We start from the raw sequence: 26,392 nt of genomic DNA, 5'->3' as shown, positions 1-26,392 counted from the left end.
TCGAAACGCCGGCCGCTCGTCGTCAGAGTGAGGTCACTCGCTGTCCCCGTAACGCTTCGCGAGGTACTCGCGAGCGACGACACGCGCTTCGGCGATGAAGCGCTCGTCTCCGTTCGGGTCGGCCAGGAAGGCACGGTTGATCAGCGCGTCGGAGATCTCGACCACGGTCTCCAGACGGAACTTCAGTTCGTCTCCGGCGGGGAGACCGAACTCGTCGGAGAGGATCTCGGCGAAACGGTGCGCGAACGACTCGTCGGTCTCGTCCGGCGCGTCATCGGCGACGCCGACCCGCTCCGCGTCGGTGAACCGGATGATGCGGAAGCCCGGCTCCGAGCGGAACATCACCACGAAAGCGTCGATGGCGCACTCCACGGCGTTCCACCAGTGTTCGGGGCTCTGCACCCGGATGGCTTCGACGACGGCGGACCGGTAACGCTGCAGCGCGCGGTCGCGCAAGGCCTGCAACAGCACGATGCGGTCGGGGAAATAGCGGTAGACCGTTCCGATCGAGGCTCCGGCGCGCTCAGCGACCATGGCGGTCGTGAGGCGATCGAATCCGATCTCGTCGACCACTTCGGCCGCCGCGTCGAGCAGCGCGTCGATCCGCGCCGCGCTCCTTTCCTGAATCGGCTCCGTTCGCACCAGCGGTGCGCCCGAAGGATTCTGTCCGGCAACGAGGTCATTGATGGGCACGAGGGCAACTCCTTCTTTCCTGCAGGTCCACAATACGTTGATCCGGGTCCCCAGCCCCGCCCAGCCTTCCGCAGGGCGCAATTCGGATCATATTCGGGGAAACCTCACTTACGGGTGGGAAATCCTCACGACGCGCCGCAATTCTGTCCCCCAACTCTGGGGGATGCGCGCGAACCGTTCGATGGTTCATGAGAAACTTGACGGATATGTCCGGATCACCCGACGCCCGCAGCACGAACGTGGAACTCGTCATGCATCGCGCTGCGCGCATCGAAGACGCGTTCCACGAGTTCCGCGCACGGCGGGGCCGCAAGCGCGGTTTCCTCGCGACGGTCGTTCCGTACACCGGGTACGGCTCCCCCACCTGGGTCCGAATCCTCGGCCGCGTCGTGCTCGCCCGCGACCCGAAGCCGGGCAGCAGGGCCGAGCGGCTGCACCGCAAGCGCGAGGAGAGCATCCGGGGCTGGCGTTCGTTCATCAGCGTCCCGGTCGCCGACGTGCCCGTGACCATCGAGATCGAGGGAAGCACCCACACCGTGATGCCCGACCGTGGCGGCGTGATCGACACGGTCATCCCGGTGCAGCTCGCTCCGGGATGGCACACGGTGCGCCTGTACACGGCCGAGTCGGCGCGCGTGTTCGAGGCGCCGGTCTTCATCGTCGATCCCAAGACCAGGTTCGGCATCATCTCCGACGTGGACGACACGGTGATGGTCACCGCCCTGCCACGACCTCTCCTCGCCGCCTGGAACACCTTCGTGCTGGATGAGCACGCCCGCGTTCCCACGCCCGGTATGGCTGTGCTGCTCGAGCGGCTGGCGGCGACGCATCCGGGAACCCCCGTCGTCTACCTGTCGACCGGCGCCTGGAACGTCGCCCCGACACTCACCCGCTTCCTCTCCCGCAACCTCTTCCCCGCCGGTCCGTTGCTCCTCACCGACTGGGGTCCGACGCACGATCGCCTGTTCCGCAGCGGACGGGACCACAAGAAGTCGAGCCTCGAACGACTCGCGGAGGAGTTTCCGGGATTGCAGTGGCTGCTCATCGGAGACGACGGTCAGCACGACGAGGTGCTCTACCGCGAGTTCATCAGCTCGCACCCCGAGAGCGTGCGGGCCGTCGCCATCCGTCAGCTCTCCACGCGCGAGGCGGTTCTCGCCGGTGGCCGGTCGAAGGCGGAGAAGCACACGAGTCTCAGCGGAGCGCCATGGGTCTATGCGCCCGACGGCGCCGGGCTCAGCGAGCAGCTGAAAGCGCTCGACATCCTGCCCTAGCGGTCGGCGCCTGGTGCGAGCCACGGCTGTCACCGGCGTGCGACATACTGGGTCGCATGCCTGCCAGTGCCGCCGACCTACGCCGGTTCCGCCTGCTCGCGCACGGGCTCGAGGGAGAGCAGGCGACGACGCCGCAGGCCGTGGTCGAGCGGATGCTCGCGGTGCAGGCGCAAGACTTCGGTGCGGCCTGCTGGGCGCTCGGCGTGCGCTCCCCCGGCATGACCCAGTCAGACGTGATCGCGGCCCTCGACGCCGGAAGCATCGTGCGCTCCTGGCCGATGCGGGGCACGCTCCATTTCGTTCCGCCCCGCGATCTCGGCTGGATGCTTCAGGTCACCACCGAACGGATGGTGACCGGCCTCGCCCTGAGACATCGGCGGCTCGAGCTCGAACAGGCCGATTTCGACCGGGCCCGCGACATCGTGACGGCCGCCATCGCCGGTGGTGGCAGCATCGGCCGGGCCGATCTCATGGCGCTGTGGGAGCAGAGCGGCATCGTCACGGCCGGGCAGCGCGGCTACCACCTCATCTACTATCTGGCGCAGACCGGCGTGCTCTGCTGGGGTCCGTCACACAAGACGCAGCAGTCGCTGGTGCTGCTCGACGAGTGGGTGCCGAACCCTCGGAAGCTCGCGGACGACGAAGCGCACGCCGAGTTCTTGGTGCGGTATGTCGCCGGCCACGGACCCGCGACGATCAAGGACTTCGTCTGGTGGACGAAGGGCACGGTGGGCGGCGCGAAGACAGGGATCGCCGTCGCCGGCGACCGGCTCACCAGCATCACCGTCGACGGCGCGGAGTACTGGATGACCGCCGAACTCGCCGGCGCCGACGCGGCACGCGTGCGCTCGGCCACCGAGACGGGTGCTGTCCATCTGCTCCCGGCCTTCGACGAGTACTTCATCGGCTACCAGAACCGTGACCTGACCATCGATCCCGACGATTTCCTCAAGGTGGTTCCGGGCGGCAACGGCGTCTTCGCTCCCGTCATGGTCGCGGGCGGCCGCGTCATCGGCACCTGGAAGCGGTCGCAGAGCGGCAAAGAGATCACGGTCGAGCCACGCCCGTTCGGCGAACTGTCCGCGGCCCAGGCGAAGCGCCTTCCGGCACGCGTCAAGGCATACGCGCGGTTCATCGGAGTCCCCGGCCGACTCGCCTGACCCGGCTACCCTGGAGGCGTGGCTCTGCGACTCCCTGCGAACATCCGATCGACGACGAGACTCCCGCTTCTGCAGGTGGTCAAGACCGCCATCGCGATGATTCTGGCGTGGCTCGTCGCCAGCCTGTTCCTCCCGAACGAGCTGCCGATCTTCGCCACGATCGCCGCGCTTCTCGTCGTGCAGCCGAGCGTCAACCAGTCGGTCGGCAAAGCGATCGAACGCAGCCTCGGCGTCATCGTCGGGGTGCTGATCGCCTATGCGATCGGTCTTGCGTTCGGCACCAACAGCTGGATCGTGCTGCTCGCCGTCGTCGTGTCCATCGTGCTCGCGTGGGCGCTCCGGCTCGCGCCCGGCACGGCGAACCAGGTGCCGATCACCGCGATGCTGGTGCTCGCCCTCGGCGCGTCGAATCCCGACTACGCGCTCGCGCGCATCGTCGAGACCATCATCGGCGCCATCATCGGAGTGCTGGTCAACATCCTCATCGTGCCACCGGTGCTGCTCGCACCGGCCCACGCTTCGGTGCTGCGACTCGGAAACGAGATCGCGGCCACCCTCGACCGTCTCGCCGGCGCTCTGGAGACCACGCAGTCGGCCAGTCAGCTCGACGAACTGCTGTTGGAGGCACGGCTTCTGCGCCCGATGGAGAAGAAGACCGAGGCCGCGCTCGCTCAGGCCAGGGAGAGCCTCACCCTCAACCCGCGACAGGTGCGGCACCGGCGGGTTCTCGACGACGACGACGAGCTGTTCGCCCGGCTGCGTCCCCTGATCACTCGCGCGCTCGGCATGACGCGCGCCTTCCACGACCACTACGACGAGAGTCTGGCGGGCGAGCCCACCCTGCAGGCGATCTCCGACGAGCTGCGCCGTTCGGCCCACGACCTCCGTCTGCTCTCCCGCGACCCCGACGCTCCGGCCGCCGAACCGGAGGCCAAGACCGAGGGCATCCCCGTGCTGACGGCCCCGCTCGTCGTCGCGACGCCCGATCCTCGGCACTGGATTCTGCTCGGGTCGCTGCTGGAAGACCTGCGCCGCATCCACGACGAGATCACCGGTGACGGAGCCACCTGAGCCACTAGCATTCCGCCTATGGACGAGGAGATCACTGCCCCTCCGCTCACCGACGACCCGGACGGCACGCCGGTGTCGACGCGGCGCATGGAGGCGTTCACCGACGGCGTCTTCTCGATCGCGGCGACACTGCTCGTGCTCGATCTGAGCGTCGACAAGTTTCCCATCGGCATCCACTCGGACGTCGCGCTCTGGTCGGCCATCGGCGACCAAGGGTTCGGGATATTGAGCTTCGTGATCAGCTTCCTGCTGCTCGGGCTGCTCTGGCGCATCCACGTCTGGCAGTTCGAGTTCGTATCGACGGTCGACTCGATGGGGGTGTTCCTCAACACGCTGCGGCTGCTCGGCGTGGTGCTCATCCCCTTCACCACGAGCCTGATCAGCAACTACAACGACCTTCTCGCCGGCCGCACGCTGCTTCCCCTCAACTTCCTCTTCGTCACCGCCGTGAGCGCGATCCAGTGGTACCACCTGACCTCGGCCCGGCATTCGTTCGTCTCCGGGCTCACGCCCGCAGCGGTGCGATCGACGAGGATCGGCTCCCTCATCGCCGTCGGACTCGCCCTGGTGACGGTCGCCCTGTCCCCGTGGCTCGGGTCGATCGCCTTCGTCGCTTCGTTCCTCAATCCGGTGTTCGACCGCTTCAGGACCCCGCGTCCGAAAGGCGTGCGCAAGAGGCACCACTGACACGCGGCCCCGTGAACGAACTCAGGGACCGCCGGAGCGATCCGGAGGTCCCTGAGGAGTGTCGTACGGGTCTTGCCGAGGACTAGTCCTGGGTGAGCACGGCCTGCAGTTCGAGGGTGATGGTCACCTTCTCGCCGAGCAGCATTCCACCGGTCTCGAGCGCGGCGTTGTAGGTGAGACCGAAGTCCTCGCGGTTCACCTCGGCCTTGGCGGTCGCGCCGGCCTTGTAGTTGCCGTACGGGTCCTGGCCGAAGCCGCCGAAGTCGAACTCGAACGTGACCGGCTTGGTCACGCCCTTGATGGTGAGGTCTCCGTCGACGAAGAAGTCGCCGTCTTCGACGCGGGCGCCGGTGGAGACGAACTCGATGTTCGGGAACTCCTCGGCGAGGAAGAAGTCACCGGTGCGCAGGTGCGCGTCGCGGTTCTTGTCCTTGGTGTTCACCGAGGCGACCTCGGCCTTGGCGGTGACCTTCGAGTCGAGCGGGTTCTCAGCGGTGACGAAGGTGGCGTCGAAGTTCTCGAAGACGCCCTTCACCTTGCTGATCATGAGGTGACGGATGCTGAATCCGACCTCGCTGTGCGAGGGGTCGATGGTCCAGGTGCCGGCCTTGTAACCGGGGATCTCGATGGTGTTCGTCATGTCTTCTTCTCCTCAAGAGTGTGTGGGCGAGGCGCTCGTCACGCTTCTCGAGTACATGCAAGCGTATGGATCGTGGATCTATTCCGAATCCCGAAAAGAAAGTTGACGCGTCACTCTTCGGGAGCCAGGGACCGCCGCAGTTCGAGGAGTTTCAGCGCGTCGGCCTCGATCAGGCTGGCCGGAATCCGGCCCGATCCCACCGCGGCGACGACCGCGTCGATGAGGGTGTCGGGGTCGCATCCGATCGACCCCGGGTCTGCCGGAAGCACGAACAGCAGCATCGTGTTGCCGGCTGCGATGGCTCGCACCGCGTTCTCCCCTGGGTTCTGGTATTCGGCCAGGCCCGTGTCTTGCAACATGCGCATGTCATCGGTGATGGTGATGCCCGAGAACCCCAGCTCATCGCTCAGAATGCGGTGCCATGCCCCCGAGAGCGACGCCGGAGCCGCATCCACGGCGCTGTAGGTCAGGTGCCCGAACATCACGACCTCGGCGCCGGCGGCGATACCAGCCGAGAATTGCGGCGCGTCCTGCGTCCGCCACCGGTCCATGGTTGCCGCGGTGGACGGCACGGTGAGATGGGAGTCGGCCTCGGTCTCGCCGTGTCCGGGGAAGTGCTTGAGCGTCGACAGCACCGCTCCCCTCTCCCCCGTGACCGACGCCGCTACCCGGGCGGCAGCGTCGGCGGGCGTCGTTCCAAGCACGCGGTCGGCGATGAACGAGTTCGGATCGGCGGTCACATCCGCCACGGTTCCGAAGTTCAGGGTGATGCCGGCCTGACGGAGCAGAGCTCCGCGTGCCGCGAACGCCGCCGTCGTCGCGGTGGAGGGCATGGTCTTCAGGGTGTCCGCGCCTGGCTGCCCGTCCCACGGGAGCCTGGTGACGTCTCCGCCCTCTTCGTCGACGGCGATGAGCGGCGGCAGCCCGGCATCCGCTGCCATCGACGCCGTCTGCGCGGTCAGGGCTTCGGGGGTGGGCGGGATGTTGTCGCCCATGAGGATCATGCCGCCGAGCCCGTAACGGTCGATGAACGCCCGCAGTGCCACGCCGTCGGTGCCCGGCTGATGCAGCATCAGCAGGCTCGCGACCTGCTGACGCAGCGTCATGCTGCTGAGCCGCTGCCTCGCATACGCGGTGATCGGGTCGACGGTCGGCGTCGGGGTGGCCGAGGCGCTGGGCGACGGATGCTGCGACGGTGTGGCGACGGAAGGCGCGCAGCCGCAGACCCCGGCGACGACGAGCATCCCCAGACCGACCGCCACGACGGCACGGATCCGTCCCTGCGCCGTCGACAGTCCCATCACCGTCCGATGGTAACCGCCTCGGCCAAGAGACCGAGAATCTACCCCTTGACCGCGCCTCCCAGACCGGCGCTGCGCAGGAACAGGCCCTGGAACACCAGGAACAGCGCGATGGGGATCAGGGTCGAAATCGCGAGGGCCGCCAGGTACACGTCCAGCTGGATCGCCGACTGCAGCGTGGGAAGCCGCACGGAGAGCGGCTGGAGGTTCGGGTCGCGCAGCACGAGCAAGGGCCAGAGGAAGTCCTTCCAGGCGGCGATGATCGCGAAGACCGACACGACGCCCAGGATGGGCTTCGACATCGGGAGCACGATCGACCAGAACAGGCGGAACGGCCCGGCACCGTCGGTGCGCGCGGCCTCGAACACCTCCCGCGGCAGGTTGTCGAAGAAGCGTTTGATCAGCACGACGTTGAACGCACTGGCGCCCGCGGGCAACCAGACCGCCCAGAAGGTGTTGATGAGCGACTGGCCGAGCAGCGGCGGATTGAGGATCGTCAGATACAGGGGCACCAACAGCACGACCGACGGCACGAACAGGGTGCCGAGCACGAGACCGTAGATGACCTTGCCGTACTTCGGTCGCAGCACGCTGAGCGCGTAGCCGGCCGTCGTCGCCACGATCACCTGCATGATCCAGGAGCCCAGCGCCACCCAGATCGTGTTCATGAACTGCACGTCGATGTGCACGGTCGACCACGCGGTCGAGAGGTTCGCCCAGTCGACGCCGTTCGGGAAGAGCGCCATCGGTGTGCGAAGGGTGTCCCGCGTCGGGGTGATGGCGGACTTGGCCAGCCAGAGCAGCGGGCCGAGGCCGACCACGATCAGCGACACCAGCAGAACGGCGTGCGTGATCCTCGTGCCCCACCGGATGCCCGGCCGCCGCCAGTCCGACGGCGACAGGATGCCGCGATCAGTGGAGTCGGCGTTCGGCTTCGGCCGCTTGGTTCGACGTCGCCGCCGGCCGGCCGGCCCACCCGGCGCGCCGGCCGCGCCCTCCAATTCGTCGGCCAAGACGGTCATGACCTCGGGCGTGAATTCGGTCGACGTCGTCAATTCTGGCTCCAGGACTTGGTGAGGCGGAAGTACACGAGGGAGAGCACGGCCAGGAACAGCGCGAGCAGCAGGCTGAGCGCGGTCGCGGCGCCGTAGTCGCCGCCGAGACTGTTCTGGAATGCGTAGCGGTAGATCAGGAGCAGAACGGTCACGGTCGAATTGACCGGGCCGCCGCCGGTGAAGAGGTACGGCTCGAGGAAGACCTGGGCCGTGCCGATGATCTGCAGAATGAGCGTGATCAGCAGGATGCCCCTCAGCTGCGGCATGGTCACGTGCCAGATCTTCTGCCAGATGTTGGCGCCGTCCACCTCGGCTGCGTCGTACAGCTCGGGCGCCACCCCGGTAATGGCCGCGAGATAGATGATGATCGTTCCGCCTGCCGCCGCCCAGGTCGCTTCGACGACCAGCGACGGCATCGCTTGGGACGCATCCTGGATCCACGGCTGCGGCGGAATGCCGACCCAGCCGAGGATCGTGTTGAAGACCCCGGTCGGGCTCGCGTCGTAGAAGAACTTCCAGAGCAGCACGGCCACCACCGGCGGCACGACGACGGGCAGGTACGCCAGCGCGCTGTACAGGCCCTTGGCTCGCTTGACCTCGCTCATGAGCACGGCGGCGATCAGCGGGATGGGGTAACCGAGCAGCAGCGCCAGCAGGGCGAACCAGCCGGTGTTGCCGACGGCCGTCCAGAACAGCGGGTCGTTCACGACCTGCACGAAGTTGTCCCAGCCGACGAACGTCGGCGGAGACACCAGGTTGGTGTGCTGGAAGCTCATCACGACGCTTCGCACGATCGGCCACCAGGAGAACACGCCGAAGATGACGAGCATCGGCAGGAGGAAGACCAGGTTGCTCAGCCCGCCGCCCCGCAACCAGGTGACGGGCGACCGTCTCACCGCTCTCGGAGGTGCTGCTCTGCTCGTCGTCTCGGAACGGCGGTCGATCGCTGTCATCGGGTGTGCTCTTTCGTCCTGTGCAACTGCGCTGTCTATCGAAGGTTCGGGGTGCCGGCGGAGCCGACGGAGCGCGCTCGCGTCCCGCCGGCTCCAGCGCACCTTCCGCTACTTGCTGGAGTCGACCAGCTTCTGGATGTCGGCGTCGACCTTCGTCAACAGCGCATCGACGTCGGCGTTCTTGTCGGTGAGCACGGCCTGCACCACCGAGTCGAGCGCGCCGTACAGCTCCTGCGTGTTCTTGTTCGGCTCCGGCACGAGGTTGGTGTCGAAGATCTTGTCGGTGAACGGCGCGACGTTCTCGAGCGGAATGTTCACCTCGGGCTTGATCCACGAGAGCGTCTGGTCGTACGTGGCCTTGTCGAAGACCGGCAGCGTCGGAACGCCGACCGGCTGGTTCGACTTCGCGAGCACCTTCGCGTCGGCGATCGCCTGCTTCTCGTCGAGCAGCTTCTGCATGTAGTAGAAGTCGATCCACTTGACGGCCGCGGCCTTCTGGGCCGCCGTCGACTTCGGGCTGACGGCCGCAACGTTGCCGCCGACGAGCGCGCCGGCGTCGGCGTTGTCGGTCAGCGGAAGCGTCGTGAGGCCGTAGTTCTTCGGGTCGACGTCGTTCTGCTGCACCAGGGAGGTGAGCACGTCAGAACCGCTGGGGTACATGGCGATCTGGCCGGCGCCGAAGGCCTGGTTGATGCCGCTCCAGTCGAGCAGGAAGTTGGTGCCCGCAGCGTTGTCCTCCCAGCGCACGTCGTGCAGGAACTGCAGCGCTTCCTTGGTCTCCGGGTTGTTCGTGGTGACCTTGGTCTTGCCGCCGCTCGTGGTCTCGACACGCCCGCCGCGGGCGTACGTCGTGGTGACGAGTTCCCAGCCGCCGGTGTTGCCCTGCGTCATCTGCATGTAGCCGGCGACACCCGGAACCTTCTGGGAGATGATCTTCGCGTCTTCACGAACCTCGTCCCAGGTGGTCGGCGGCTTGTCGGGGTCGAGCCCCGCCTTCGCGAAGAGCTCTCGGTTGTAGGAGAGCCCCATGGCGTACGGGCCGTACGGGATGCCGTAGATCTTGTCGCCGTCCTTGGCGACAGCCAGCACGTTCTCGTTGAACTTGCCCGCGTACGACAGCGCCTTGACCTCGGGCGTGATGTCGGCGAGCTGCCCGGCCTGCAGCAGCGACTGCGAGTCGGTGAACGGCACGTTGAACACATCGGGCAGGGTGCCACCGGCGAGCTGGGTCGCGAACGTCGGACCCGTCCACTGATACTCCTCGGTCTTCAGCACGATGTTCGGGTTGGCCTTCTCGAACTCCTTGACGCGGTCGTCGAAGGCCTTGAACGCTGCCTTGTCGCTACCCGGGATCAGGCTGGCGACGGTGATGTGCACCTTGCCGTCTGCGCTGTCGCCCCCGCCGGAGCTGGCGCATCCGGCGAGCAGGCCGACACCGGCTAGCGTGATCGCTGCGAACGCAGCGACAGTTCTTGGTGACCTCATTGTCGGTTCCTTTCGATGGTGTGGTGTGATGCGGGTGGTGCGGTGTCGCGGCTGGTGCGTCGCGCGACCTCCGGCGGCTAGTGCTGTGTTCTGAGCCACGCCGTGGAGTCGGGGGGAAGCAGACCGTTCTCGAGCGGGCTGCTGCTGAGCAGGATGGCCACGTGCTCGGGGAGCTCGACGGCCGTGCGGGAGAGATTCGTCACGTTCAGAAAGCGCTCGCCGCGGGCGAAAACGAGCGTGCCGGCCGGGCCGTCGCGCCAGACGAGCGGCCCGTCGCCCAGGGCGGCCTCCGACCGGCGGATGCGGAGCGCCATCCGGTAGAGCCAGAGCATCGACGTCGCATCGCTCTGCTCGGCCTCGACGGTGAGCTCCGACCACGATTCGGGCTGCGGCAGCCAGGCGTCGGTGACCGCGCCATCCGGGCTGAAGCCGAATGGTGCGTGAAGTCCCCGCCAGGGCAGCGGAACGCGGCAGCCGTCGCGCCCCGGGTCGACTCCCCCCGAACGGAAATGCATCGGGTCTTCAAGCCTGTCCGCCGGCAGATCCTCCACCTCGGGCAACCCGAGCTCGTCACCCTGGTAGATGTAGAGCGAGCCGGGCAACGCCGCCGTCAACAGCGCCGCAGCCCGGCTTCGCCGCAGACCGAGGGCGGCATCGGTCTGCGTACCGACGCGCTTCTTCAGAAAGGCGAACGACGAGTCCTCGCGGCCGTAGCGGGTGACGGGCCGGGTCACGTCGTGGTTCGAGAGCACCCAGGTGCTCGGTGCGTTCACCGGTGCGTGCGCACGCAGGGTCTGGTCGATGGATGCGCGCAGTTCGGCCGCATCCCACGGCCGCGCCAGAAAGTCGAAGTTGAACGCCGTGTGCAGTTCGTCGGGCCGCAGGTACATGGCGAATCGATCGATCTCGGGCAGCCAGATCTCGCCCACGAGCACGCGGGTGCCCGGATACGAGTCGGCGATGGAGCGCCATCCTCGGTAGATGTCGTGCAGCTCGTCGCGGTCTTGGGTGGGGTGCTCGCCCGCGCCCGGATTCTCCGGCACCTCCGGCAGCGTCGCGTCCTTCACGAGCAGAGCCGCCGAGTCGATGCGGACGCCGGCGACGCCACGGTCGAACCAGAACCGCAGGATCTCCTCGTGCTCGGCCCGCACGTCGGGATGGTTCCAGTTCAGGTCGGGCTGCTGGGGGGTGAAGAGGTGCAGGTACCACTCCCCCGGGGTTCCGTCGGGGTTGCGCGTTCGCGTCCACGTTTCGCCCGAGAAGTTCGAACGCCACCGGGTGGGCATCTCGTCCCCGCCGTCGCCGCGCCCCGGTCGGAACCAGAACCGTTCCCGCGCGGGCGAACCGGGCGGCGAGGCCAGTGCCTCCTGAAACCAGGGGTGCTGATCGGAGATGTGGTTCGGCACGACGTCGATGATCGTGCGGATGCCCAGCGCCAGTGCCTCCTGGATGAGCGCCTCCGCCTCGGCGAGGTCGCCGAACGCCGGATTGATCCTGCGATAGTCGGCGACGTCGTACCCGCCGTCGGCGAGGGGAGACTCGTACCACGGGGTGAACCAGATCGCGTCGACCCCGAGGTCGCGGAGGTAGCCGAGATGGCTGCGCACTCCGGCGATGTCGCCGATGCCGTCGCCGTTACCGTCAGCGAAGCTCCGGATGTAGATCTGGTAGATCACCGCGCTGCGCCACCAAAGAGGGTCGGCGCCGGAGAGGCCGACCGACGCGGAACGGTCGGAGTGCACGGCTGCAGCGCCGGTCGGCGCCGTCGGGTGCGGCTGGGCGGCGAGCACGGGGAGGTCCACTCGGAGTCCTTCGGATCGGGCGGCTTCGCCGGCAGCGCCCGCCCGCCCGACGTGATCATCCGTCACGGCTTCGTGGCACGGCCCGCCGTCGAGGTCGACGGTTCGGTCGTGGCGAGCGACGTCATCGAACCATCGACGCCGTCGTCATCTGGCTCAAAGTAGCGTTAAGGACAGATCCACGCAAGAACTCAACAATAGGTAATTCGTTTGCGCATATTTGCGCTGAATTGCGTAACAGTTACGACACGGGGGCTGGCCCCGTCGAGCCGCGCACCACCAACTCCGGCTCGAAGAAGAGCTCGTCGGAGATCGCCGAATCGCTCGAGATCTGGCGCAGAAGCAGCTCGATGATCGTGCGGCCCATCGGCTCGATCGGCTGGCGAACGGTCGTGAGCGGTGGCTCCGTGCAGTTCATCAGGGCGGAGTCGTCGTAGCCGACGATCGACACATCCTGAGGCACGCTGAGTCCCGCCCGCCGCACCGCCCTGATCGCCCCGAGAGCCATCGGGTCACTGGCGCAGACGATCGCCGTGACGCCGGCCTTCAGCAACCGCGTCGCCGCGGCCTGCCCGGCCTCGAGCGAGTAGAGCGAGTGCACCACGAGCGCGTCGTCGAAGGGAACATCCCAGCCTTCCAGGATGCGCTTCGCGGCGGCGAGCTTGCGCTGGGACGGGATGTGGTCGCGCGGCCCGAGCAGCAGACCGATGCGCGTGTGGCCCAGCGAGCGCAGATGGGTCAGCGCCTGGGCGGTCGCGACCGTGTCGTCGCAGGAGACGGTCGCGAAATCGAGGTCGTCGACCGGTGCGTTCACGAGCACCGTCGGCAGGTGGAGATCGGCGAGGCGCCCGTAGTGCGCGTGCGATGCGTCCTGCTGGGCGTACGCACCGCCCACGAACACGACTCCTGAGACCTGCTGCTGCAGGAGGAGCTCGACGTAGTCGGCCTCGGAGATGCCGCCGGCGGTCTGGGTGCAGAGCACCGGCGTGTACCCGTTCTGGGCGAGTGCGCCGCCTATGACCTCGGCGAAGGCGGGGAAGATCGGGTTCTGCAGCTCCGGCAGCACGAGCCCGACCAGCCGAGCGCGCTCGCCTCTCAGCTTGCTCGGCCGTTCGTAGCCGAGCACGTCGAGCGCGGTGAGCACGGCCTGCCTCGTCGCATCCGACACCCCGGGCTTCTCGTTGAGAACACGGCTGACGGTTGCTTCACTGACCCCGACCTTGCGGGCGACTTCTGCGAGACGTTGCGACATGCGCTCAGCATACGCAATTCATTGCAAACCGTCGCAATTTCTTTACAGCGCCCGCTCGGCTCGCCGCGGCTGTTCAGGCGGATACCATGGCCAGCATGGCGAACAAGGCGGCATCCCTCCTACTCGCCAGCCACCCCGGCCCCACCGTCGTCGTCACCGCCGTCGGGGCGGTGCTCGGAGTCGGCCTGGGCTATCCACTCTCCCGGCTGGTCGTGCTGATCGTCGCCATCCTTCTGGGCCAACTCTCGATCGGCTGGTCGAATGACTGGCTCGATGCGACGCGAGACGCCGCTGTGCACCGCGCCGACAAGCCGGCAGCGAGAGGCGCGATCGGCATCCGGGCTGTGCGCGCGGCGGCGTTCGTCGCCCTCGTGGCCGCCCTCGCGGTCACCGCCGCGCTCGGCCCTCTGGCGCTGGGCGCGCATCTCGTGGCCATCGCCGGCGGCTGGGCCTACAACCTCGGCCTCAAATCCACTGTGATCTCGTTCCTCCCGTTCGCGGTGAGCTTCGGCCTCCTACCGGCGATCGCGACGCTCGGCCAAGCGCAGCCCGCCTGGCCCGCTGCCTGGGTGCTCGCCGCGGGCGCGCTTCTCGGAGTCGCCGCGCACGTCACCAACGTACTTCCCGACCTGGCAGACGACGACACGACCGGCATCCGGGGACTTCCCCACCGCCTCGGGGCGACCCCCAGCGGGCTGCTCGCATTCGCGTGCCTCGCGGCGGCGACCGTGGCCATCACCTTCGGTCCGGGATGGCCGCCACAACCGCTGCTCGTCGCCGGGCTCGTGCTCGGTATGGCGATCGCCGTCCACGGTGTCGTGCTCGTGCTGCGCACCTCACCCACGCGCCTGCTGATGCAGCTCATCATGACCTGCGCGCTCATCGACGTGATCATGCTTGCGCTGGCCGGTCAGTCCGTCGCCGCCACCTGAATGGGCTCGGCGGCCGGCTCGTGGTTGCGGATGCCGATCGCCGACACCACGCCTCCCGCGATCAGCAGCACGGCCGTGCAGATGAGCGCACGGTCGAAACCCGCCCGGTCGAGCTGCTGCCCGACGATGAGCCCGGCCATCGCGACCGTGATGAGGCCCGCGATGCGGGAGACCGCGTTGTTGACGGCCGAGCCGATGCCCGCCTGTGCCGGGTGGATCGCTCCGAGGATCGCCGACGTCAGCGGCGCGACGGTGATCGACAGCCCGACACCGAACAGCAGCACGGCCGGCAGAAGGCTCACCCAGTAGACGACATCCCTGCCCATCATCAGGAGCCAGAGGAAGCCGGCGGACGCGATCACCGGGCCGATCGCCATGAACAAGCGCGGCCCGTGGCGTCCCGCGAGCGAGCCGAAGAGCCCCGAGAGCAGCAGCATGCAGAGGGTGGACGGGATGAACACGAGCCCGGCCTCGGTCGCGCCGAACCCGATCACCTGTTGCAGGTAGAGCGTCACCATCAGCGGTCCGAACGAGAGCGCGCCGTAGACGAAGGCCGTCGAGATGTTGCCCACCCAGAAGTTGTGGACACGGAACAGACCGAGCGGGAGCATGGGCTGTTTCGCCCGCGTCTGCCAGAAGAAGAACGCGGCGAGCAGAATGAGCCCCAGGATGAGCGGCACCAGCACCTGAGGGCTGCCCCAGCCGTAGACGCCCTGCTCGATGAGACCGTAGACCGCGCCGGCCAGACCGACCGATCCGAGCACCGCTCCGAGGATGTCGACGTGACCGCCCGTGCCGCTGTCCTCCTGCTTCAGCGTCACCAGCAGCAGCAGCGTGATGGCGATCGGCACCACGTTGATGACGAACACCCAGCGCCACGACAGCGTGTCGACGAACACGCCGCCGAGCACGGGGCCCGCGATCATCGCGACACCCGTCCAGGCCGTCCACCGTCCGATCGCCTTGGCCTGCGCCGCGCCGGAGAACGTCGCGATGATCATGGCGAGCGAACTCGGCACGAGCAGAGCGCCGGCCACACCCTGCAGGGCGCGGGCCACGACCAGGAAAACGCCGTTGGGCGCGAACGCGCAGAGCAGCGAGGTGACTCCGAAGCCGATGAGCCCCAGGTAGAGCACGCGCTTGTGGCCGAGCACATCCGACAGCGACCCGGCGATCAGGATGAGCGAACCGAGCGTGACCAGATAGCCGTCGACGACCCACTGCTGCAACGGAAGCCCGCCGCCCAGTTCTTTCGAGATCGCCGGCAGTGCGACGTTGATCACCGCGCCATCCAGAAACGCGACGAAGCTCGCCAGGATGGCGACGATCAGCACCTTGCGCTGCATCACCGTCGTGCTTGTGGTCGTCATGCTCTCAGTAAAGGGGTCGCCGCGGCGAATCGCAAGAAGGCGGCGACGGCGGCCGTCGTCAGTTGTTGCCCTTGGTGCACGTCTGCTGCGCCGCCGTCTGTCCCGTCACCGAAGACGGCAGTTCGACCGCAGCGTTCGCGGGTGCCGTGCCCGGATCGGCCGGCGTCGCCGACGGGTCAGCCGGCGCCGACGGGTCCGTCGAGGCCGGGGGCGCCGCCGGATCCACCGGGGCGGCCGGTGGCGTCTGGTCCTCGGCGGCGACGCCGGTGGTGCCGGTGAGCTTCACGGGCAGGTCTTTCACGAGCGCGTCGCTCAGGGCCTCGGCGCCGCTCTCGCTCGGGATGACCCGGTTGACGTTGTCCGGGTCGGTCACCGACGGGAACTGGATGAACACCACGTTGTCGAGACCGGTGTCTTTCAGGGCGAGCCCGATCTGCACCATCGTCGTGGGGGTCAGCGAGTCGGAGAGCGTCATGTTCGCCGTCGCTGCCTTGGCCAGACCGTAGAGCTGGATGGGGTTCGCCAGCACGCCGCCGTCGACCACCTTCCGCGCCAGCGCCGACAGGAAGACCTGCTGGTTGCTGATGCGCCCGAGGTCGCTGCCGTCTCCGACGCCGTGCCGCGACCGCAGGAACGACAGCGCCTGATCGCCGACGAGGGTGTTCGAACCGGCTGGAAGGTCGAGCTGCGGATTCGTGTACTCGTCTTCGACCGGCGTCGCCAGACACACCGTCACTCCCCCGATCGCCGAGGACATCGCGCTCACACCGTTGAAGTTGATCTCCGCGGCGAACTGCACCTGCACACCAGTGAGCTCCCCGACGGTGAGGGCGACGCACGGAACACCGCCGCGGGACAACGCCGTGTTGAACTGCGCCCTGCTGGAGCCGTCGATCGTGCCGTCGCCGTCGGGAGCGGGGCAGTCGGGGATGCGGACCATCAGGTCGCGCGGAAAGCTGATGACCATCGCGCTCTTGTGGTCTTGAGCGATGTGCAACAGCATCGTGACGTCGTTGTTTCCGGCGCCGGAGCTGGCATCCTGCTCATCGCCCGTCTCGTAGACGCCGCCGAGACCGGAGCGACTGTCGGTGCCGGCGATGAGAAGATTCACGCCCCCCTCGATCGCGCCGACGCTCGGAACCGCCTGCGACGTCTGCCCGGGAGCGGCCGCCAAGTGGATGCTCGGCTTGATGGAGCGGGTCACATCCCAGACCGCGTACGCCGCGACCGAACCGATGCTGACGACGACCACCGCAACGGCCGCCGCGAGGATCTTCATGACCGTTCCGACCGCACGCCGCCTCGGCAACCTGCCGTGACGAACCGCGACGGCACCACGATTCCTCTGGTGACGGCGTGGCAGGTCGGTCATCGGGCAGTGTCCTCGGGCGTTGCGTTCGGCGGGATTGTGCAGAAGTTTACTGTACGACCGCGTGTCGGAAGCCGCAGCACTCGCGCCCTGTTCGGGGCGCGAGTGCTGCGCCCGTCCCGAACCCGCAGTGCGAAGGGTCTCCGGAGGATTCGACCCTGAGACCCTTCTCGGTGGACGAGGCCGGTGGATGGTTCCTAGTCGGCAGGCGTGCCCGGGTACTCCGGCAATTCCCACGTGCCGCCGCGGTCTTCCGTGGCGAAGCGGGCGACGAGTTCGGGGATGTGGAGTCCGGTCGCGACCGCAGTGAGTGTCCGGAACGCAGTGATCGCGGCCTGCGTCTTAGGCAGGCCGAGTTTCAGGATGGCCGGCTTCACGGTGCCTTGGATCTCATCGACAAAGGGACGAAGCGTGCGGTCGTAGTTCGCGAACGCGGTTGTCAGATCGCCAGAGTTCCGATTGATTTCGCCGGCCAGGACGTAGCCGCCCACGAGTCCGCCAGAGACGCCCATGCCGCTATACGGCGAGGCGCAGTGCGCGGCGTCGCCGGCCAAGACCACCCGGCCCTTGGACCAGGTGTCGGCGCGGACCTGCACCACCTCTTGGGAGTAGAAGAACGGAGCGTCCTTCATGCCGTCGATGAACCGTTCGGTTTGCCACCCGGCGTCACGGAACCGGCTGGCCCAGAACTGCTTCTGCTCCTCGACCGGTCGCCGGTGGATGGCTGACGCTTCCCCCGATTCTTCTCGGAGCACGAAATACACCTGAGTCTCTTCGGGGTTGTGGCTGCGCCGCATGATCTGGCGCCCACCGGGGACCATGTAGGTGTCTCGGATGTTGCTGTCCGTGCTGGTGCGCGGGATGAACCAGTACGCCATGTGAATCCCCGTCCGCCAGTACGGGTCCGCGGTGCCTTCGGGAAGAATCGCACGCCGGATCCGGGAGCCCTGACCGTCCGCGCCGATCAGAACGTCGTACTCGTCCGCCCAGCCGTCGGAGAAGTGCGCAACGACACGGTCGTCGTCCTGTTCGAAGCTATCGACGCTCTTCCCGAAGACGTAGTCGACGTCGTTCTTCGTGGCGTCGTACAGAATCCGGACGAGGTCCCCTCGCATGATCTCGTACTCCGAGGTCAACGTCTGCCGCCCCATTCCAGAAGTATTGGCCATGATCGTCGCCCGAGGCTTGCCCTTGGCGTTCACGAACGCGACACCGGCTTCGTCGACGAGGTGGTCGCGAATCGTGTCGAGAAGCCCCATCCGTCGAGCGGCATCGATGCCCTGCCCGCGGAGGTCGACCTGCGCGCCGGCCGCGCGAAGGGCCGGGAATCGCTCCCCGATGGTGACCCGATGGCCGTCCCTGGCCAGCCAGAAGGCGGCCGCCTGCCCGGCGATCCCGCCTCCGGCGATCAGGATCTTCAGGGAGCGAGGTGCAGCTGGGTCAGTCATTCTGTCCGTCCGTATCTATCAGTGAAAGGTTGCTTCGCACTCTCCCCTATCGGTGATAGATTGTCAAGGTGTCCAAAATCAGCCGGGAAACCGTCATCGCGCAAGCGCTCGACCTGCTCGACGAAGTAGGGCTTGACGCCGTCAGCACGAGGCGGCTCGCGGCCCGGCTCGGTGTAGAGCAGCCGTCCTTGTATTGGCATTTCCGAAAGAAGGAAGACCTACTGGCGGCGATGGCCGAGGCTGCGATGCTTCCCCACACGTCAGTTCCGCTCCCGCAACTGCCCGCGGACTGGCGGGCATGGTTCCTTGACAACACACGAAGCTTCCGGCGGACCCTCCTGGCACGCCGCGACGGCGCGCGACTCCACGCCGGGCTCATCCCCAGCGCCGACCTCGACCGGATAACTCAGAAGATGAGGTTCCTGACCGCATCGGGCGTGCCCGAACTCGACGCGCAAATGGCTATGCTGACCGCCAGCCGCTTCACCGTGGGAAGCGTCCTCGAAGAACAAGCGGAAACCGTGAGCGATACCGGCGTCGAACCACCGGCCGACCTGCCGAAGATCGATCACACAACGGCCTTCGAAGCAGGACTCGCCCTCATTCTCGACGGTCTGACAGACCGCGTCACGAGCCCGTCGCAGACGCAAACCGCCCGAGCCGCAGGTGACTCGTGATGACCATTCCTCGCCGTTCCCTCACCATTCTCTGAGACCACGTCCGCGTGGCCCGACTCACAAGGAGCCACACAGCGCCCAGTCCCGCCCCCGATCCCGTCCTCAAGGAGTGGCGCGGATCCTTCTCCAACACAGATCAACATCCTGCACGCTGAAGCGTTTGATCATCGCCGCTGGTTGCCCGTCGACTTCGAGGGCCACCTGCGGGACGTCCATTTCGACGCGTGCGGATTCACTCCGACGGACGCCGGATTGATCCAGCTTCGCTGAGGTCCCTCCGTCAACGGTGGCGGCACAACGAAAAAAGTCCCGAGACCAGTGGTCTCGGGACTTCTCGGTGGATCTGAGGGGACTCGAACCCCTGACCCCCTGCATGCCATGCAGGTGCGCTACCAGCTGCGCCACAGACCCAGAAAGCTGTTCTCGATCTCTCGAAGACAACTCATTCAGCGTACTACAAGATCGGTGGCAGAAAAAAACGAGCGGGCCTCAGCCGGCTGGCGACGTCAGTCGAACAGCTCGCTGAGCCAGTTCTCCTTCTTCTTGCGAGCGGGGTACGGCTGACGCCCGTAGCCCTGCTGATGGTTGGCCGGATGACCGGGGTTCTGCTGTGGGTACGGCTGCTGCTGATAGCCCTGCGGGGCCGGCGCGCCATAGGCGGGCTGGGCGGGCGTCGCAGAAGGCTGACCACCCGACTGGGCTCGATCGATGATCTTGTCGAGTTCGCCGCGGTCGAGCCACACCCCGCGGCATTCCGGGCAGTAGTCGATCTCGATCCCGCTTCGCTCGCTCATCACGAGTGTCGCACCGTCGTCAGGGCACTTCATCGGCTGCTCCGTTCGGTTGGGGGCTCGCGGCGCTGTGCCGCGGGCGGGGGAACCGAATCAGTACAGCAGCCGAGCTTGAGAGAACCCTCAGGCGCGGCCGGGAAACCGCCGAAGATGCTACTCCGCGTTCTCGACGACAGGCAGTTCGAGAGGAACCACCGGGCAGTCCTTCCACAGGCGCTCGAGCGAGTAGTACATGCGGTCTTCGTCGTGGAACACGTGCACGACGAGGTCGCCGAAGTCGAGCAGCACCCAGCGACCCTCAGACTTGCCCTCGCGCCGCAGAGTCTTCACACCGGCGTCGTTGAGCTGGTCTTCGATCTCGCCGGCGATGGCTATCACGTTGCGCTCGACCCGGCCGGAGACCAGCAGGAAGATGTCGGTCAGCGGCAGAGGACCGGACACGTCGAGTGCCACCAGGTCTTCGCCGGCTTTGGAGTCGGCAGCCCTTGCGGCGATCTGAAGGATCTCCCGAGCGTGGGCGGATGCGGTCACAGGTGGTTCTCCCTGAAGGGTCGGTGGTTGGCGTGCTGCGTGTGAACGATGATCAGAACACGTTCAGCACGTACGCGGCCACGAGGAGTCCGATCACGCCGACGGCCAGAACACCGGCCGTGATCATGAGGATGACGGGAAGCCGGCCGCCACGCTTCTTCGGCGGCGTGATCACGCCGCGCGTCGAGGTGTGGGTGCTGACGGCTCGGGAGGCGCGGATCGGGGCGACCTCCGAGGTGTTGAACTCGTTCTCTTCGCCGTCGAGCAGACGGTCGATGTCGGACGAGTCGATGCGATCAGGGTGCGCCCCGGTCGAGCCGAGACCGCGGGGCAGGTCGATCGAACCCGTCACGAGGATCTCACCGGTACTGGTCAAGGGGCCTGTCGCATCCGCGGTCGGAAGGACCGGCAGGATCAGGGCGTTCGTCGTGGTGGCCGCCCCCGAGGGGCCGACGCTCCGGCTGATGATCTGATCGAACGGCTGGTTCTTGTCGTCGAGCTCTGCGGCAGTGGACCAGTGGCCGACCGGAGGCTGATACGGCTGCTTCTCGCCGGTCGACTCTTCGACGCGCTCCGTGGGGGCAGGCGACGGCGCGGCCGCCGGAGCGGCGGGCGGTGTCGCGGCAGCGGGAGCCGCCGAGGGCACCAAGGGCGCGAACGGCCAGGCTCCGGCATTCGAGGAGGACACGTCGGCGGCGGGCTCAGCCGGTGCGTCCTGCTTGGGAGCGGCCGGAGTGGTCGACTTGGACTCCTCCGGCTGAGTGAAGGTGATGGGGACGACGGACTCGACGTGCCCGGCCTGCTGATTGGCCTCCTGCGCCTGCTGCATGGCCCGGAGCTCGCGGCGGGTCAGGATGCGTTCGGGCTGTCCCGAGGGCGTGGCGGTCGGCGGCACGACAGCCACCGGCGTGGTCACGGGCTCGACGGCGCCGGGCTCGGGAGCCTGGTGGTACAGCGCCGAGGCAGGCTCTGAGGGCTTCCCGTCATCCGAGCCGTCGTCATCCGTCGACCGCGGACTCAGCAGCGCGTCGAACGATGCTCCGTAGCTGGGCAGGTTCGGGCGCGTCGGCGACGTGACACCGGGCTCTTCGAACGCCGTCGCCGGGATGGCCGGCTGCTGGGCCTCATCGCTCTCGACGGCTTTGCCCGCCGAGAAGGTGTACGGCGTCGTGACGATGGGGATCTCTCCCCCGGGGGTCGGCTCAGCCGTTCCCGCGCGTCGAGACGCCTGCCCAGCGGCTTTCTGCTCCGCCGAACGTTCGTTCTCGCGGGCCTGTCGCCGTGTCTGCGGCGGATCTTGCCACAAAGTCATGCCACACTCCGATACAGATGGTGTTTGGAGATGTACTGGACAACGCCATCCGGCACCAGGTACCAGACCGGAAATCCCCTGCTCACCCTGGTCCGGCAGTCGGTTGACGAGATCGCCAAGGCCGGAACTTCCAACAAGCTTACGTCTTGCTGCGGCAATCCAGAAATACTCAAGTCATGTCCCGGACGACTCACAGCCACGAAGTGCGCGAGGTCCCAGAGCTCCTGAACGTCTCGCCAACTGAGAATCTGCGCGATGGCGTCCGCCCCCGTGATGAAGAAGAGCTCGGCCTCGGGATGCTCGTGATGGAGGTCCCGGAGAGTGTCGATCGTGTACGTGGGGCCCTCGCGGTCGATGTCGACGCGGCTCACGGTGAAGCGCGGATTCGACGCCGTGGCGATGACCGTCATGAGGTAGCGATGCTCCGCGAGAGTGACATCGCCCTTCTGCCACGGGTGGCCGGTGGGCACGAAGACGACCTCGTCGAGGTCGAACGACTGCGCGACCTCGCTGGCCGCGACCAGGTGCCCGTGATGGATCGGATCGAACGTGCCACCCATCACACCGATGCGAGGGCGGCGCTTCTCCGTCAGCTCCATACGCGCGCTGGGTCAGTGTCCCTGCGAGGGGTGTCCAGAACCGTGGTGCGTCGCACCGGGGGCTGCGGCGTGGTCTGCGGCGCCGGGGCCGGCCTTGTGGCTGTGGCGGTTGGCCACGTCGCGGTAGCTCCAGATGACGAACCCGAGAACGGCGAAAACGGCCAGAGCGATGGCGCCGAAGGCCCAGGTCGGCATGAACAGCTCCACGTGAGCTTCGGTCTCAGCCAGCACGGCCGTCAGGTGTGACATCGAGTTCTTCCTTTCCCGGCGCGAACGCCAGACCCCATCTTAGTAGTGGCTCACGGGCGGATCTGACCCGACCCGCGGACGAGCCATTTCGTGCTGGTGAGCTCGGGGAGCCCCATCGGGCCGCGCGCGTGGAGCTTCTGGGTGGAGATCCCGACCTCGGCGCCGAACCCGAACTCGCCGCCGTCGGTGAACCGGGTCGACGCATTGACCATCACCACGGCGGAGTCGACCTCGGCGAGGAACCTTTCCGCGTTCGCCAGGTCGTTGGTGATGATCGACTCCGTGTGCTGCGTCGAATAGCGCCGGATGTGCGCCATCGCCTCGTCGAGCGAATCCACGACCTTCACGGAGATGTCGAGGCTCATGTGCTCGGTCGCCCAGTCCTCTTCGGTCGCCGGAACAGCGGTGGGGGCGAAGGCACGGGCGCTCTCGTCGGCGTGCACGGTGACCCCGGCCTCGGTGAGTGCGGAGAGCACGGCGGGCAGCACTCGTTCGGCCGCACCGCGGTGCACCAGCAGCGTCTCCACGGCGTTGCAGACGCTGGGACGCTGAACTTTAGCGTTGCGCACGATGTCGACCGACCAGTCCTCCCGCGCGCTCTCGTCGAGAACGATGTGCACGACGCCGGCCCCCGTCTCGATGACGGGAACGGTCGACTCGGTGACCACCGTGCGGATGAGTTCGGCACTCCCCCGCGGAATGAGCACGTCGATGTAGCCGCGAGCCTTCATCAACCGGGTTGCACCGTCGCGGCCGAACTCGTCGATCGTCTGCACGGAACCGGCGGGGAGCCCCGCGTCGGCCACGGCTTCGCCGATCACGTCGACCAGCACACGGTTGGTCTCGATGGCGGCGCTTCCGCCGCGCAGCACGGCGGCGTTACCGCTCTTGAGCGCGAGGGCCGCGATGTCGACGGTCACGTTCGGGCGAGCCTCGTAGATCGCACCGACCACGCCGAAGGGCACGCGCACCTGGGTGAGCTTGATGCCGTTCGGCAGCGAGCTGCCCCGCACCGCCTCGCCGACGGGGTCGGTGAGCGCGGCGATCTGGAGCACCGCATCCGCGAGCCCCGCCAAGCGTGCGTCGCTGAGGGTGAGCCGGTCGAGCAACCCGGTCGAGAGCCCGCTCTCGCGGCCGTTCGCGAGGTCGAGCTCGTTCGCCTCGAGGATTCGGGCGGAGGAGCCGGTCAGCCGTGTCGCGATCGCTCGCAGAGCCGCGTTCTTCACGTCTGTCGTGGCGGTGGCCAGTGACAGCGACGCTTCTTTGGCCGCGGCGAGCTTGTCGACGAGAGAGACTCGATCCAGCGTGGTCTGAGACATGAGCCAAGTTTAGGCCGTGCGGGGCCCGTCGCCGGCGGGTGCGAACCAGGTGCCGACGTGCTCTCCCCGCAGGGCCTCCGACACGAGGGCGGTGGACGTGAGGATGACCGCCGTGCCGCGCTCGGCGGCCTGGCGAGCGGCGGAGACCTTCGTGAGCGCGCCGCCGGTTCCGAGACCCGACGATCCCGTCGCCCCGATCTCCACGCCCTCGAGAGCGTCGTCGTAGGCGACCTCGGCGATCCGCTGCGCACCCGGCTCGTGCGGCGGCCGGGTGTAGAGGGCGTCGACATCCGAGAGCAGCACCAGAAGATCAGCCTCGACGAGCAGGGCAACCAGCGCGGCGAGCCTGTCGTTGTCACCGAACCGGATCTCGTGCGTCGCCACCGTGTCGTTCTCGTTGACGATGGGCAGGATGCGCAGGTCGAGCAACCGCTCCATCGCGCGCTTCGCGTTGCTCCGGTGCGTCGGATTCTCCATGTCGCCCGCGGTCAGCAGCACTTGGCCGGCCACGACCCCGTAGCGGTCGAGGCTGTCCTGATAGCGGTAGATGAGAACGTTCTGCCCCACCGCCGCCGCCGCCTGCTGCGTGGCGAGATCGGTGGGCCTGCCGTCGAGTTGCAGATACGGGATGCCCGTGGCGATGGCGCCGGAGGACACGAGGATGACCTGCGTATCGCGCCCGTGCGTCTCGGCGAGTGCGTCGACCAGCGGACCGATCTGCCCGGCGTTCTCCCCGCTGATGGAGGACGAACCCACCTTGACGACGACGCGTCTCGCGGAGGGCACCTGGCTACGGTCGTCGATGGTCATTCCGCGTCGGTCTCCTTGGTGTCGCTGCCGGTGGCGTCAGCGCCGGACGCACTCTCAAGAGGATTGTCCCCGAGGTCGTCGACCCAGAGACCGGCCTCCCGCTCGCGCAGCAGCTCGGCGCGCGCTTCGGCCTTCGCGTCCATGCGGTCGAAGTAGTCCTCGCGACGCTTGTTGCGTGTGGGGCGCTCGTTGCCGTCGAAACGGGCGTCGGTGCCGCGCGGTGAGGTGATGAGCTCTGCGGTCGACGTCAGGGTCGGTTCCCAATCGAAGATGACACCGCTGCCACGGCCGATCACGACCGTCGAGCCGGAGATGGCGCCCGCCTTGAACAGCTTCTCTTCGACGCCGAGCTTGGCCAGCCGGTCGGCGAGGAAGCCGACCGCCTCGTCGTTGGCGAAGTCGGTCTGAGCGACCCAGCGCTCGGGCTTGGCTCCGAGGATGCGATAGACCGGCCCATCCGAACCGCCCTCCACCTTGACGACGAACGACGCGTCATCGACGGCCTTCGGACGGATCACGATGCGGGGCCGCTCGGCCTCAGCCGCGATCTGCTCGACGCGAGCCTTCTCCACCTGTTCGGCGAGGGCGAAGGAGAGCTGGCGAAGGCCCTCGTGGCTGACCGTCGAGATCTCGAACACGCGGTAGCCGCGAGCTTCCAGATCGCCGCGGACGAACTCGGCGAGCTCACGGGCTTCGGGAACGTCGATCTTGTTGAGCGCGACGAGCTGCGGACGCTCCAGGAGCGGCGTCTGACCATCCGGAACGGGATACGCGGCCAGTTCGCCGAGGATGACGTCCAGGTCGCTGATCGGGTCGCGCCCGGGGTCGAGCGTGGCGCAGTCGAGCACGTGCAGCAGCGCGCTGCAGCGTTCGACGTGGCGCAGGAACTCCAGGCCGAGACCCTTGCCCTCGCTCGCACCCTCGATGAGTCCGGGAACGTCGGCGACGGTGTAGCGGGTCTCCCCCGCCTGCACGACGCCCAGGTTCGGGTGCAGTGTCGTGAACGGGTAGTCGGCGATCTTCGGCTTCGCAGCGGACAGCGCGGCGATGAGGCTCGACTTGCCGGCAGACGGGTAGCCCACCAGAGCCACATCCGCCACGGTCTTGAGCTCGAGGCGGACGTCACCCTCCCAGCCGGGTGTGCCGAGAAGCGCGAAGCCGGGAGCCTTGCGCTTCGGGTTCGCGAGCGCGGCATTGCCGAGACCGCCGACGCCGCCGGGAGCGACCACGTAGCGGATACCGGGCTCGCTCATGTCGATCAGCTCGGTGCCGTCGGCGTCCTTGACGACGGTTCCGACAGGAACCGGGAGCTCGAGCTCGGGGCCGGCGTAGCCGGAGCGGTGGTCGCCCATGCCGAAACCGCCGTTGTCGGAGGAACGGTGCGGTGCGCGGTGGTAGCCGAGCAGCGTCGTCACCTGCGGGTCGGCGACGAGCACGATGTCGCCGCCGTTGCCGCCATTGCCGCCATCGGGGCCGGCGAGCGGCTTGAACTTCTCGCGGCGGACCGAAACGCATCCGTTGCCGCCGTGACCGGCGCGCAGATGCAACGTCACGTTGTCCACGAACGTTGCCATGATGCTCCTAGTGATTCTCTGCCCCCGGGAGTGCCCCGGGG

The 26,392-nt window shown here is 67.5% G+C and carries 25 protein-coding genes and 1 tRNA gene; 6 read left to right on the top strand and 20 right to left on the bottom strand.

Going from position 1 to position 26,392, the window contains the following annotated elements:
* Positions 1-33: 33 nt before the first annotated feature.
* Positions 34-693, bottom strand: a complete 660-nt coding sequence (locus ACFVWR_RS16665; RefSeq protein WP_387214618.1) for a TetR family transcriptional regulator — start codon at positions 691-693, stop codon at positions 34-36.
* 206 nt (positions 694-899) lie between these two features.
* Here ACFVWR_RS16665 and ACFVWR_RS16660 point away from each other — a divergent pair, with 206 nt between their 5' ends.
* From ACFVWR_RS16660 to ACFVWR_RS16645, 4 genes are read left to right on the top strand one after another with little or no spacing between them, the layout of a single operon-like run.
* Complete coding sequence (locus tag ACFVWR_RS16660) at positions 900-1,967, top strand: App1 family protein (RefSeq protein WP_387214614.1); 1,068 nt, start codon at positions 900-902, stop codon at positions 1,965-1,967.
* 56 nt (positions 1,968-2,023) lie between these two features.
* On the top strand, positions 2,024-3,127 hold the full coding sequence (locus tag ACFVWR_RS16655; RefSeq protein WP_387214611.1) for a winged helix DNA-binding domain-containing protein: 1,104 nt from the start codon (positions 2,024-2,026) through the stop codon (positions 3,125-3,127).
* 24 nt (positions 3,128-3,151) lie between these two features.
* Positions 3,152-4,198 carry an aromatic acid exporter family protein gene (locus ACFVWR_RS16650; RefSeq protein WP_387214627.1) on the top strand — a complete coding sequence of 349 codons (1,047 nt, stop codon included), beginning with the start codon at positions 3,152-3,154 and terminating at the stop codon, positions 4,196-4,198.
* Between the two features lie 18 nt (positions 4,199-4,216).
* Complete coding sequence (locus tag ACFVWR_RS16645) at positions 4,217-4,885, top strand: TMEM175 family protein (protein ID WP_387214608.1); 669 nt, start codon at positions 4,217-4,219, stop codon at positions 4,883-4,885.
* 82 nt (positions 4,886-4,967) lie between these two features.
* Here ACFVWR_RS16645 and ACFVWR_RS16640 read toward each other — a convergent pair whose 3' ends face one another.
* From ACFVWR_RS16640 to ACFVWR_RS16610, 7 genes are all read right to left on the bottom strand, one after another.
* Positions 4,968-5,525, bottom strand: coding sequence for a YceI family protein (locus ACFVWR_RS16640; RefSeq protein ID WP_387214605.1), 558 nt, complete (start codon positions 5,523-5,525; stop codon positions 4,968-4,970).
* 110 nt (positions 5,526-5,635) lie between these two features.
* Positions 5,636-6,826: a glycoside hydrolase family 3 N-terminal domain-containing protein gene (locus ACFVWR_RS16635; protein ID WP_387214624.1), complete on the bottom strand. Its 1,191-nt coding sequence runs from the start codon at positions 6,824-6,826 to the stop codon at positions 5,636-5,638.
* A 41-nt stretch (positions 6,827-6,867) separates the two neighbouring features.
* Positions 6,868-7,881, bottom strand: a complete 1,014-nt coding sequence (locus tag ACFVWR_RS16630) for a carbohydrate ABC transporter permease (RefSeq protein ID WP_387214602.1) — start codon at positions 7,879-7,881, stop codon at positions 6,868-6,870.
* Positions 7,878-8,834, bottom strand: coding sequence for a carbohydrate ABC transporter permease (locus tag ACFVWR_RS16625; RefSeq protein WP_387214599.1), 957 nt, complete (start codon positions 8,832-8,834; stop codon positions 7,878-7,880). Before ACFVWR_RS16625 ends, ACFVWR_RS16630 begins: the two co-directional genes overlap by 4 nt.
* A 108-nt stretch (positions 8,835-8,942) precedes the next feature.
* A complete protein-coding gene (locus tag ACFVWR_RS16620; protein WP_387214596.1) occupies positions 8,943-10,319 on the bottom strand; it encodes an extracellular solute-binding protein in 1,377 nt (458 codons plus the stop codon).
* A 77-nt stretch (positions 10,320-10,396) separates the two neighbouring features.
* Positions 10,397-12,061, bottom strand: a complete 1,665-nt coding sequence (locus ACFVWR_RS16615) for an alpha-amylase family glycosyl hydrolase (RefSeq protein WP_387214621.1) — start codon at positions 12,059-12,061, stop codon at positions 10,397-10,399.
* A 298-nt stretch (positions 12,062-12,359) separates the two neighbouring features.
* Positions 12,360-13,370, bottom strand: coding sequence for a LacI family DNA-binding transcriptional regulator (locus ACFVWR_RS16610; protein ID WP_387214593.1), 1,011 nt, complete (start codon positions 13,368-13,370; stop codon positions 12,360-12,362).
* Between the two features lie 95 nt (positions 13,371-13,465).
* On the opposite strand from ACFVWR_RS16610, the gene ACFVWR_RS16605 reads away from it, so the two are divergent.
* Positions 13,466-14,302 (top strand): UbiA family prenyltransferase, encoded by an 837-nt coding sequence (locus ACFVWR_RS16605; RefSeq protein WP_387214590.1) that lies wholly within the window; start codon positions 13,466-13,468, stop codon positions 14,300-14,302.
* On the opposite strand, the gene ACFVWR_RS16600 is transcribed toward ACFVWR_RS16605, so the two are convergent.
* The 3 genes from ACFVWR_RS16600 to ACFVWR_RS16590 form a co-directional block, all read right to left on the bottom strand.
* Positions 14,281-15,672: an MFS transporter gene (locus tag ACFVWR_RS16600; RefSeq protein ID WP_387214587.1), complete on the bottom strand. Its 1,392-nt coding sequence runs from the start codon at positions 15,670-15,672 to the stop codon at positions 14,281-14,283. The two genes, ACFVWR_RS16605 and ACFVWR_RS16600, sit on opposite strands and share 22 nt — an antisense overlap.
* A gap of 58 nt (positions 15,673-15,730) precedes the next feature.
* Entirely contained in the window at positions 15,731-16,951 is a 1,221-nt protein-coding gene (locus ACFVWR_RS16595; protein WP_387214584.1) for an LCP family protein, read from the bottom strand.
* Between the two features lie 287 nt (positions 16,952-17,238).
* On the bottom strand, positions 17,239-18,489 hold the full coding sequence (locus ACFVWR_RS16590) for an FAD-dependent monooxygenase (protein ID WP_387214581.1): 1,251 nt from the start codon (positions 18,487-18,489) through the stop codon (positions 17,239-17,241).
* A gap of 68 nt (positions 18,490-18,557) precedes the next feature.
* Here ACFVWR_RS16590 and ACFVWR_RS16585 point away from each other — a divergent pair, with 68 nt between their 5' ends.
* A complete protein-coding gene (locus ACFVWR_RS16585) occupies positions 18,558-19,166 on the top strand; it encodes a TetR/AcrR family transcriptional regulator C-terminal domain-containing protein (RefSeq protein WP_387214578.1) in 609 nt (202 codons plus the stop codon).
* A gap of 338 nt (positions 19,167-19,504) precedes the next feature.
* On the opposite strand, the gene ACFVWR_RS16580 is transcribed toward ACFVWR_RS16585, so the two are convergent.
* From ACFVWR_RS16580 to obgE, 9 genes are all read right to left on the bottom strand, one after another.
* Positions 19,505-19,577, bottom strand: a tRNA-Ala gene (locus ACFVWR_RS16580).
* Positions 19,578-19,672: 95 nt separating this feature from the next.
* Positions 19,673-19,993, bottom strand: coding sequence for a zf-TFIIB domain-containing protein (locus ACFVWR_RS16575; protein ID WP_387214575.1), 321 nt, complete (start codon positions 19,991-19,993; stop codon positions 19,673-19,675).
* 117 nt (positions 19,994-20,110) lie between these two features.
* On the bottom strand, positions 20,111-20,488 hold the full coding sequence (rsfS, locus tag ACFVWR_RS16570) for a ribosome silencing factor (protein WP_387214572.1): 378 nt from the start codon (positions 20,486-20,488) through the stop codon (positions 20,111-20,113).
* Between the two features lie 52 nt (positions 20,489-20,540).
* Positions 20,541-21,800 (bottom strand): hypothetical protein, encoded by a 1,260-nt coding sequence (locus tag ACFVWR_RS16565; RefSeq protein WP_387214569.1) that lies wholly within the window; start codon positions 21,798-21,800, stop codon positions 20,541-20,543.
* The gene (gene nadD / locus ACFVWR_RS16560) at positions 21,797-22,399 is read right to left on the bottom strand and encodes a nicotinate-nucleotide adenylyltransferase (protein ID WP_387214566.1); all 603 of its coding nucleotides are present in this window, start codon (positions 22,397-22,399) and stop codon (positions 21,797-21,799) included. Before nadD ends, ACFVWR_RS16565 begins: the two co-directional genes overlap by 4 nt.
* Before the next feature lie 12 nt (positions 22,400-22,411).
* A complete protein-coding gene (locus tag ACFVWR_RS16555; protein ID WP_387214562.1) occupies positions 22,412-22,648 on the bottom strand; it encodes a hypothetical protein in 237 nt (78 codons plus the stop codon).
* A gap of 50 nt (positions 22,649-22,698) precedes the next feature.
* Positions 22,699-23,967, bottom strand: coding sequence for a glutamate-5-semialdehyde dehydrogenase (locus ACFVWR_RS16550; protein WP_387214559.1), 1,269 nt, complete (start codon positions 23,965-23,967; stop codon positions 22,699-22,701).
* Positions 23,968-23,976: 9 nt separating this feature from the next.
* On the bottom strand, positions 23,977-24,777 hold the full coding sequence (proB, locus tag ACFVWR_RS16545) for a glutamate 5-kinase (RefSeq protein ID WP_387214556.1): 801 nt from the start codon (positions 24,775-24,777) through the stop codon (positions 23,977-23,979).
* Positions 24,774-26,351 (bottom strand): GTPase ObgE, encoded by a 1,578-nt coding sequence (obgE, locus tag ACFVWR_RS16540; protein ID WP_387214553.1) that lies wholly within the window; start codon positions 26,349-26,351, stop codon positions 24,774-24,776. The genes proB and obgE overlap by 4 nt, the downstream gene beginning before the upstream one ends.
* Positions 26,352-26,392 lie beyond the last annotated feature (41 nt).

This window comes from Leifsonia sp. NPDC058292, assembly GCF_042880955.1.
Classification (GTDB): domain Bacteria; phylum Actinomycetota; class Actinomycetes; order Actinomycetales; family Microbacteriaceae; genus Leifsonia.
Note: the sequence above shows the minus strand (reverse complement) of the source record. Positions and strands in the feature narration are given on the sequence as shown.

Bases quoted from the DNA above. Each gene is read 5' to 3' on its own strand.
- ACFVWR_RS16590 (WP_387214581.1), bottom strand. From the start codon at position 18,489: ATGACTGACCCAGCTGCACCTCGCTCCCTGAAGATCCTGATCGCCGGA.
- ACFVWR_RS16640 (WP_387214605.1), bottom strand. From the start codon at position 5,525: ATGACGAACACCATCGAGATCCCCGGTTACAAGGCCGGCACCTGGACC.
- ACFVWR_RS16575 (WP_387214575.1), bottom strand. From the start codon at position 19,993: ATGAAGTGCCCTGACGACGGTGCGACACTCGTGATGAGCGAGCGAAGC.
- ACFVWR_RS16605 (WP_387214590.1), top strand. From the start codon at position 13,466: ATGGCGAACAAGGCGGCATCCCTCCTACTCGCCAGCCACCCCGGCCCC.
- proB (WP_387214556.1), bottom strand. From the start codon at position 24,777: ATGACCATCGACGACCGTAGCCAGGTGCCCTCCGCGAGACGCGTCGTC.
- ACFVWR_RS16625 (WP_387214599.1), bottom strand. From the start codon at position 8,834: ATGACAGCGATCGACCGCCGTTCCGAGACGACGAGCAGAGCAGCACCT.
- nadD (WP_387214566.1), bottom strand. From the start codon at position 22,399: ATGGAGCTGACGGAGAAGCGCCGCCCTCGCATCGGTGTGATGGGTGGC.
- ACFVWR_RS16620 (WP_387214596.1), bottom strand. From the start codon at position 10,319: ATGAGGTCACCAAGAACTGTCGCTGCGTTCGCAGCGATCACGCTAGCC.
- ACFVWR_RS16555 (WP_387214562.1), bottom strand. From the start codon at position 22,648: ATGTCACACCTGACGGCCGTGCTGGCTGAGACCGAAGCTCACGTGGAG.
- ACFVWR_RS16595 (WP_387214584.1), bottom strand. From the start codon at position 16,951: ATGAAGATCCTCGCGGCGGCCGTTGCGGTGGTCGTCGTCAGCATCGGT.
- ACFVWR_RS16655 (WP_387214611.1), top strand. From the start codon at position 2,024: ATGCCTGCCAGTGCCGCCGACCTACGCCGGTTCCGCCTGCTCGCGCAC.
- ACFVWR_RS16610 (WP_387214593.1), bottom strand. From the start codon at position 13,370: ATGTCGCAACGTCTCGCAGAAGTCGCCCGCAAGGTCGGGGTCAGTGAA.
- ACFVWR_RS16645 (WP_387214608.1), top strand. From the start codon at position 4,217: ATGGACGAGGAGATCACTGCCCCTCCGCTCACCGACGACCCGGACGGC.
- ACFVWR_RS16600 (WP_387214587.1), bottom strand. From the start codon at position 15,672: ATGACGACCACAAGCACGACGGTGATGCAGCGCAAGGTGCTGATCGTC.
- ACFVWR_RS16550 (WP_387214559.1), bottom strand. From the start codon at position 23,967: ATGTCTCAGACCACGCTGGATCGAGTCTCTCTCGTCGACAAGCTCGCC.
- obgE (WP_387214553.1), bottom strand. From the start codon at position 26,351: ATGGCAACGTTCGTGGACAACGTGACGTTGCATCTGCGCGCCGGTCAC.
- ACFVWR_RS16635 (WP_387214624.1), bottom strand. From the start codon at position 6,826: ATGGGACTGTCGACGGCGCAGGGACGGATCCGTGCCGTCGTGGCGGTC.
- ACFVWR_RS16660 (WP_387214614.1), top strand. From the start codon at position 900: ATGTCCGGATCACCCGACGCCCGCAGCACGAACGTGGAACTCGTCATG.
- ACFVWR_RS16565 (WP_387214569.1), bottom strand. From the start codon at position 21,800: ATGACTTTGTGGCAAGATCCGCCGCAGACACGGCGACAGGCCCGCGAG.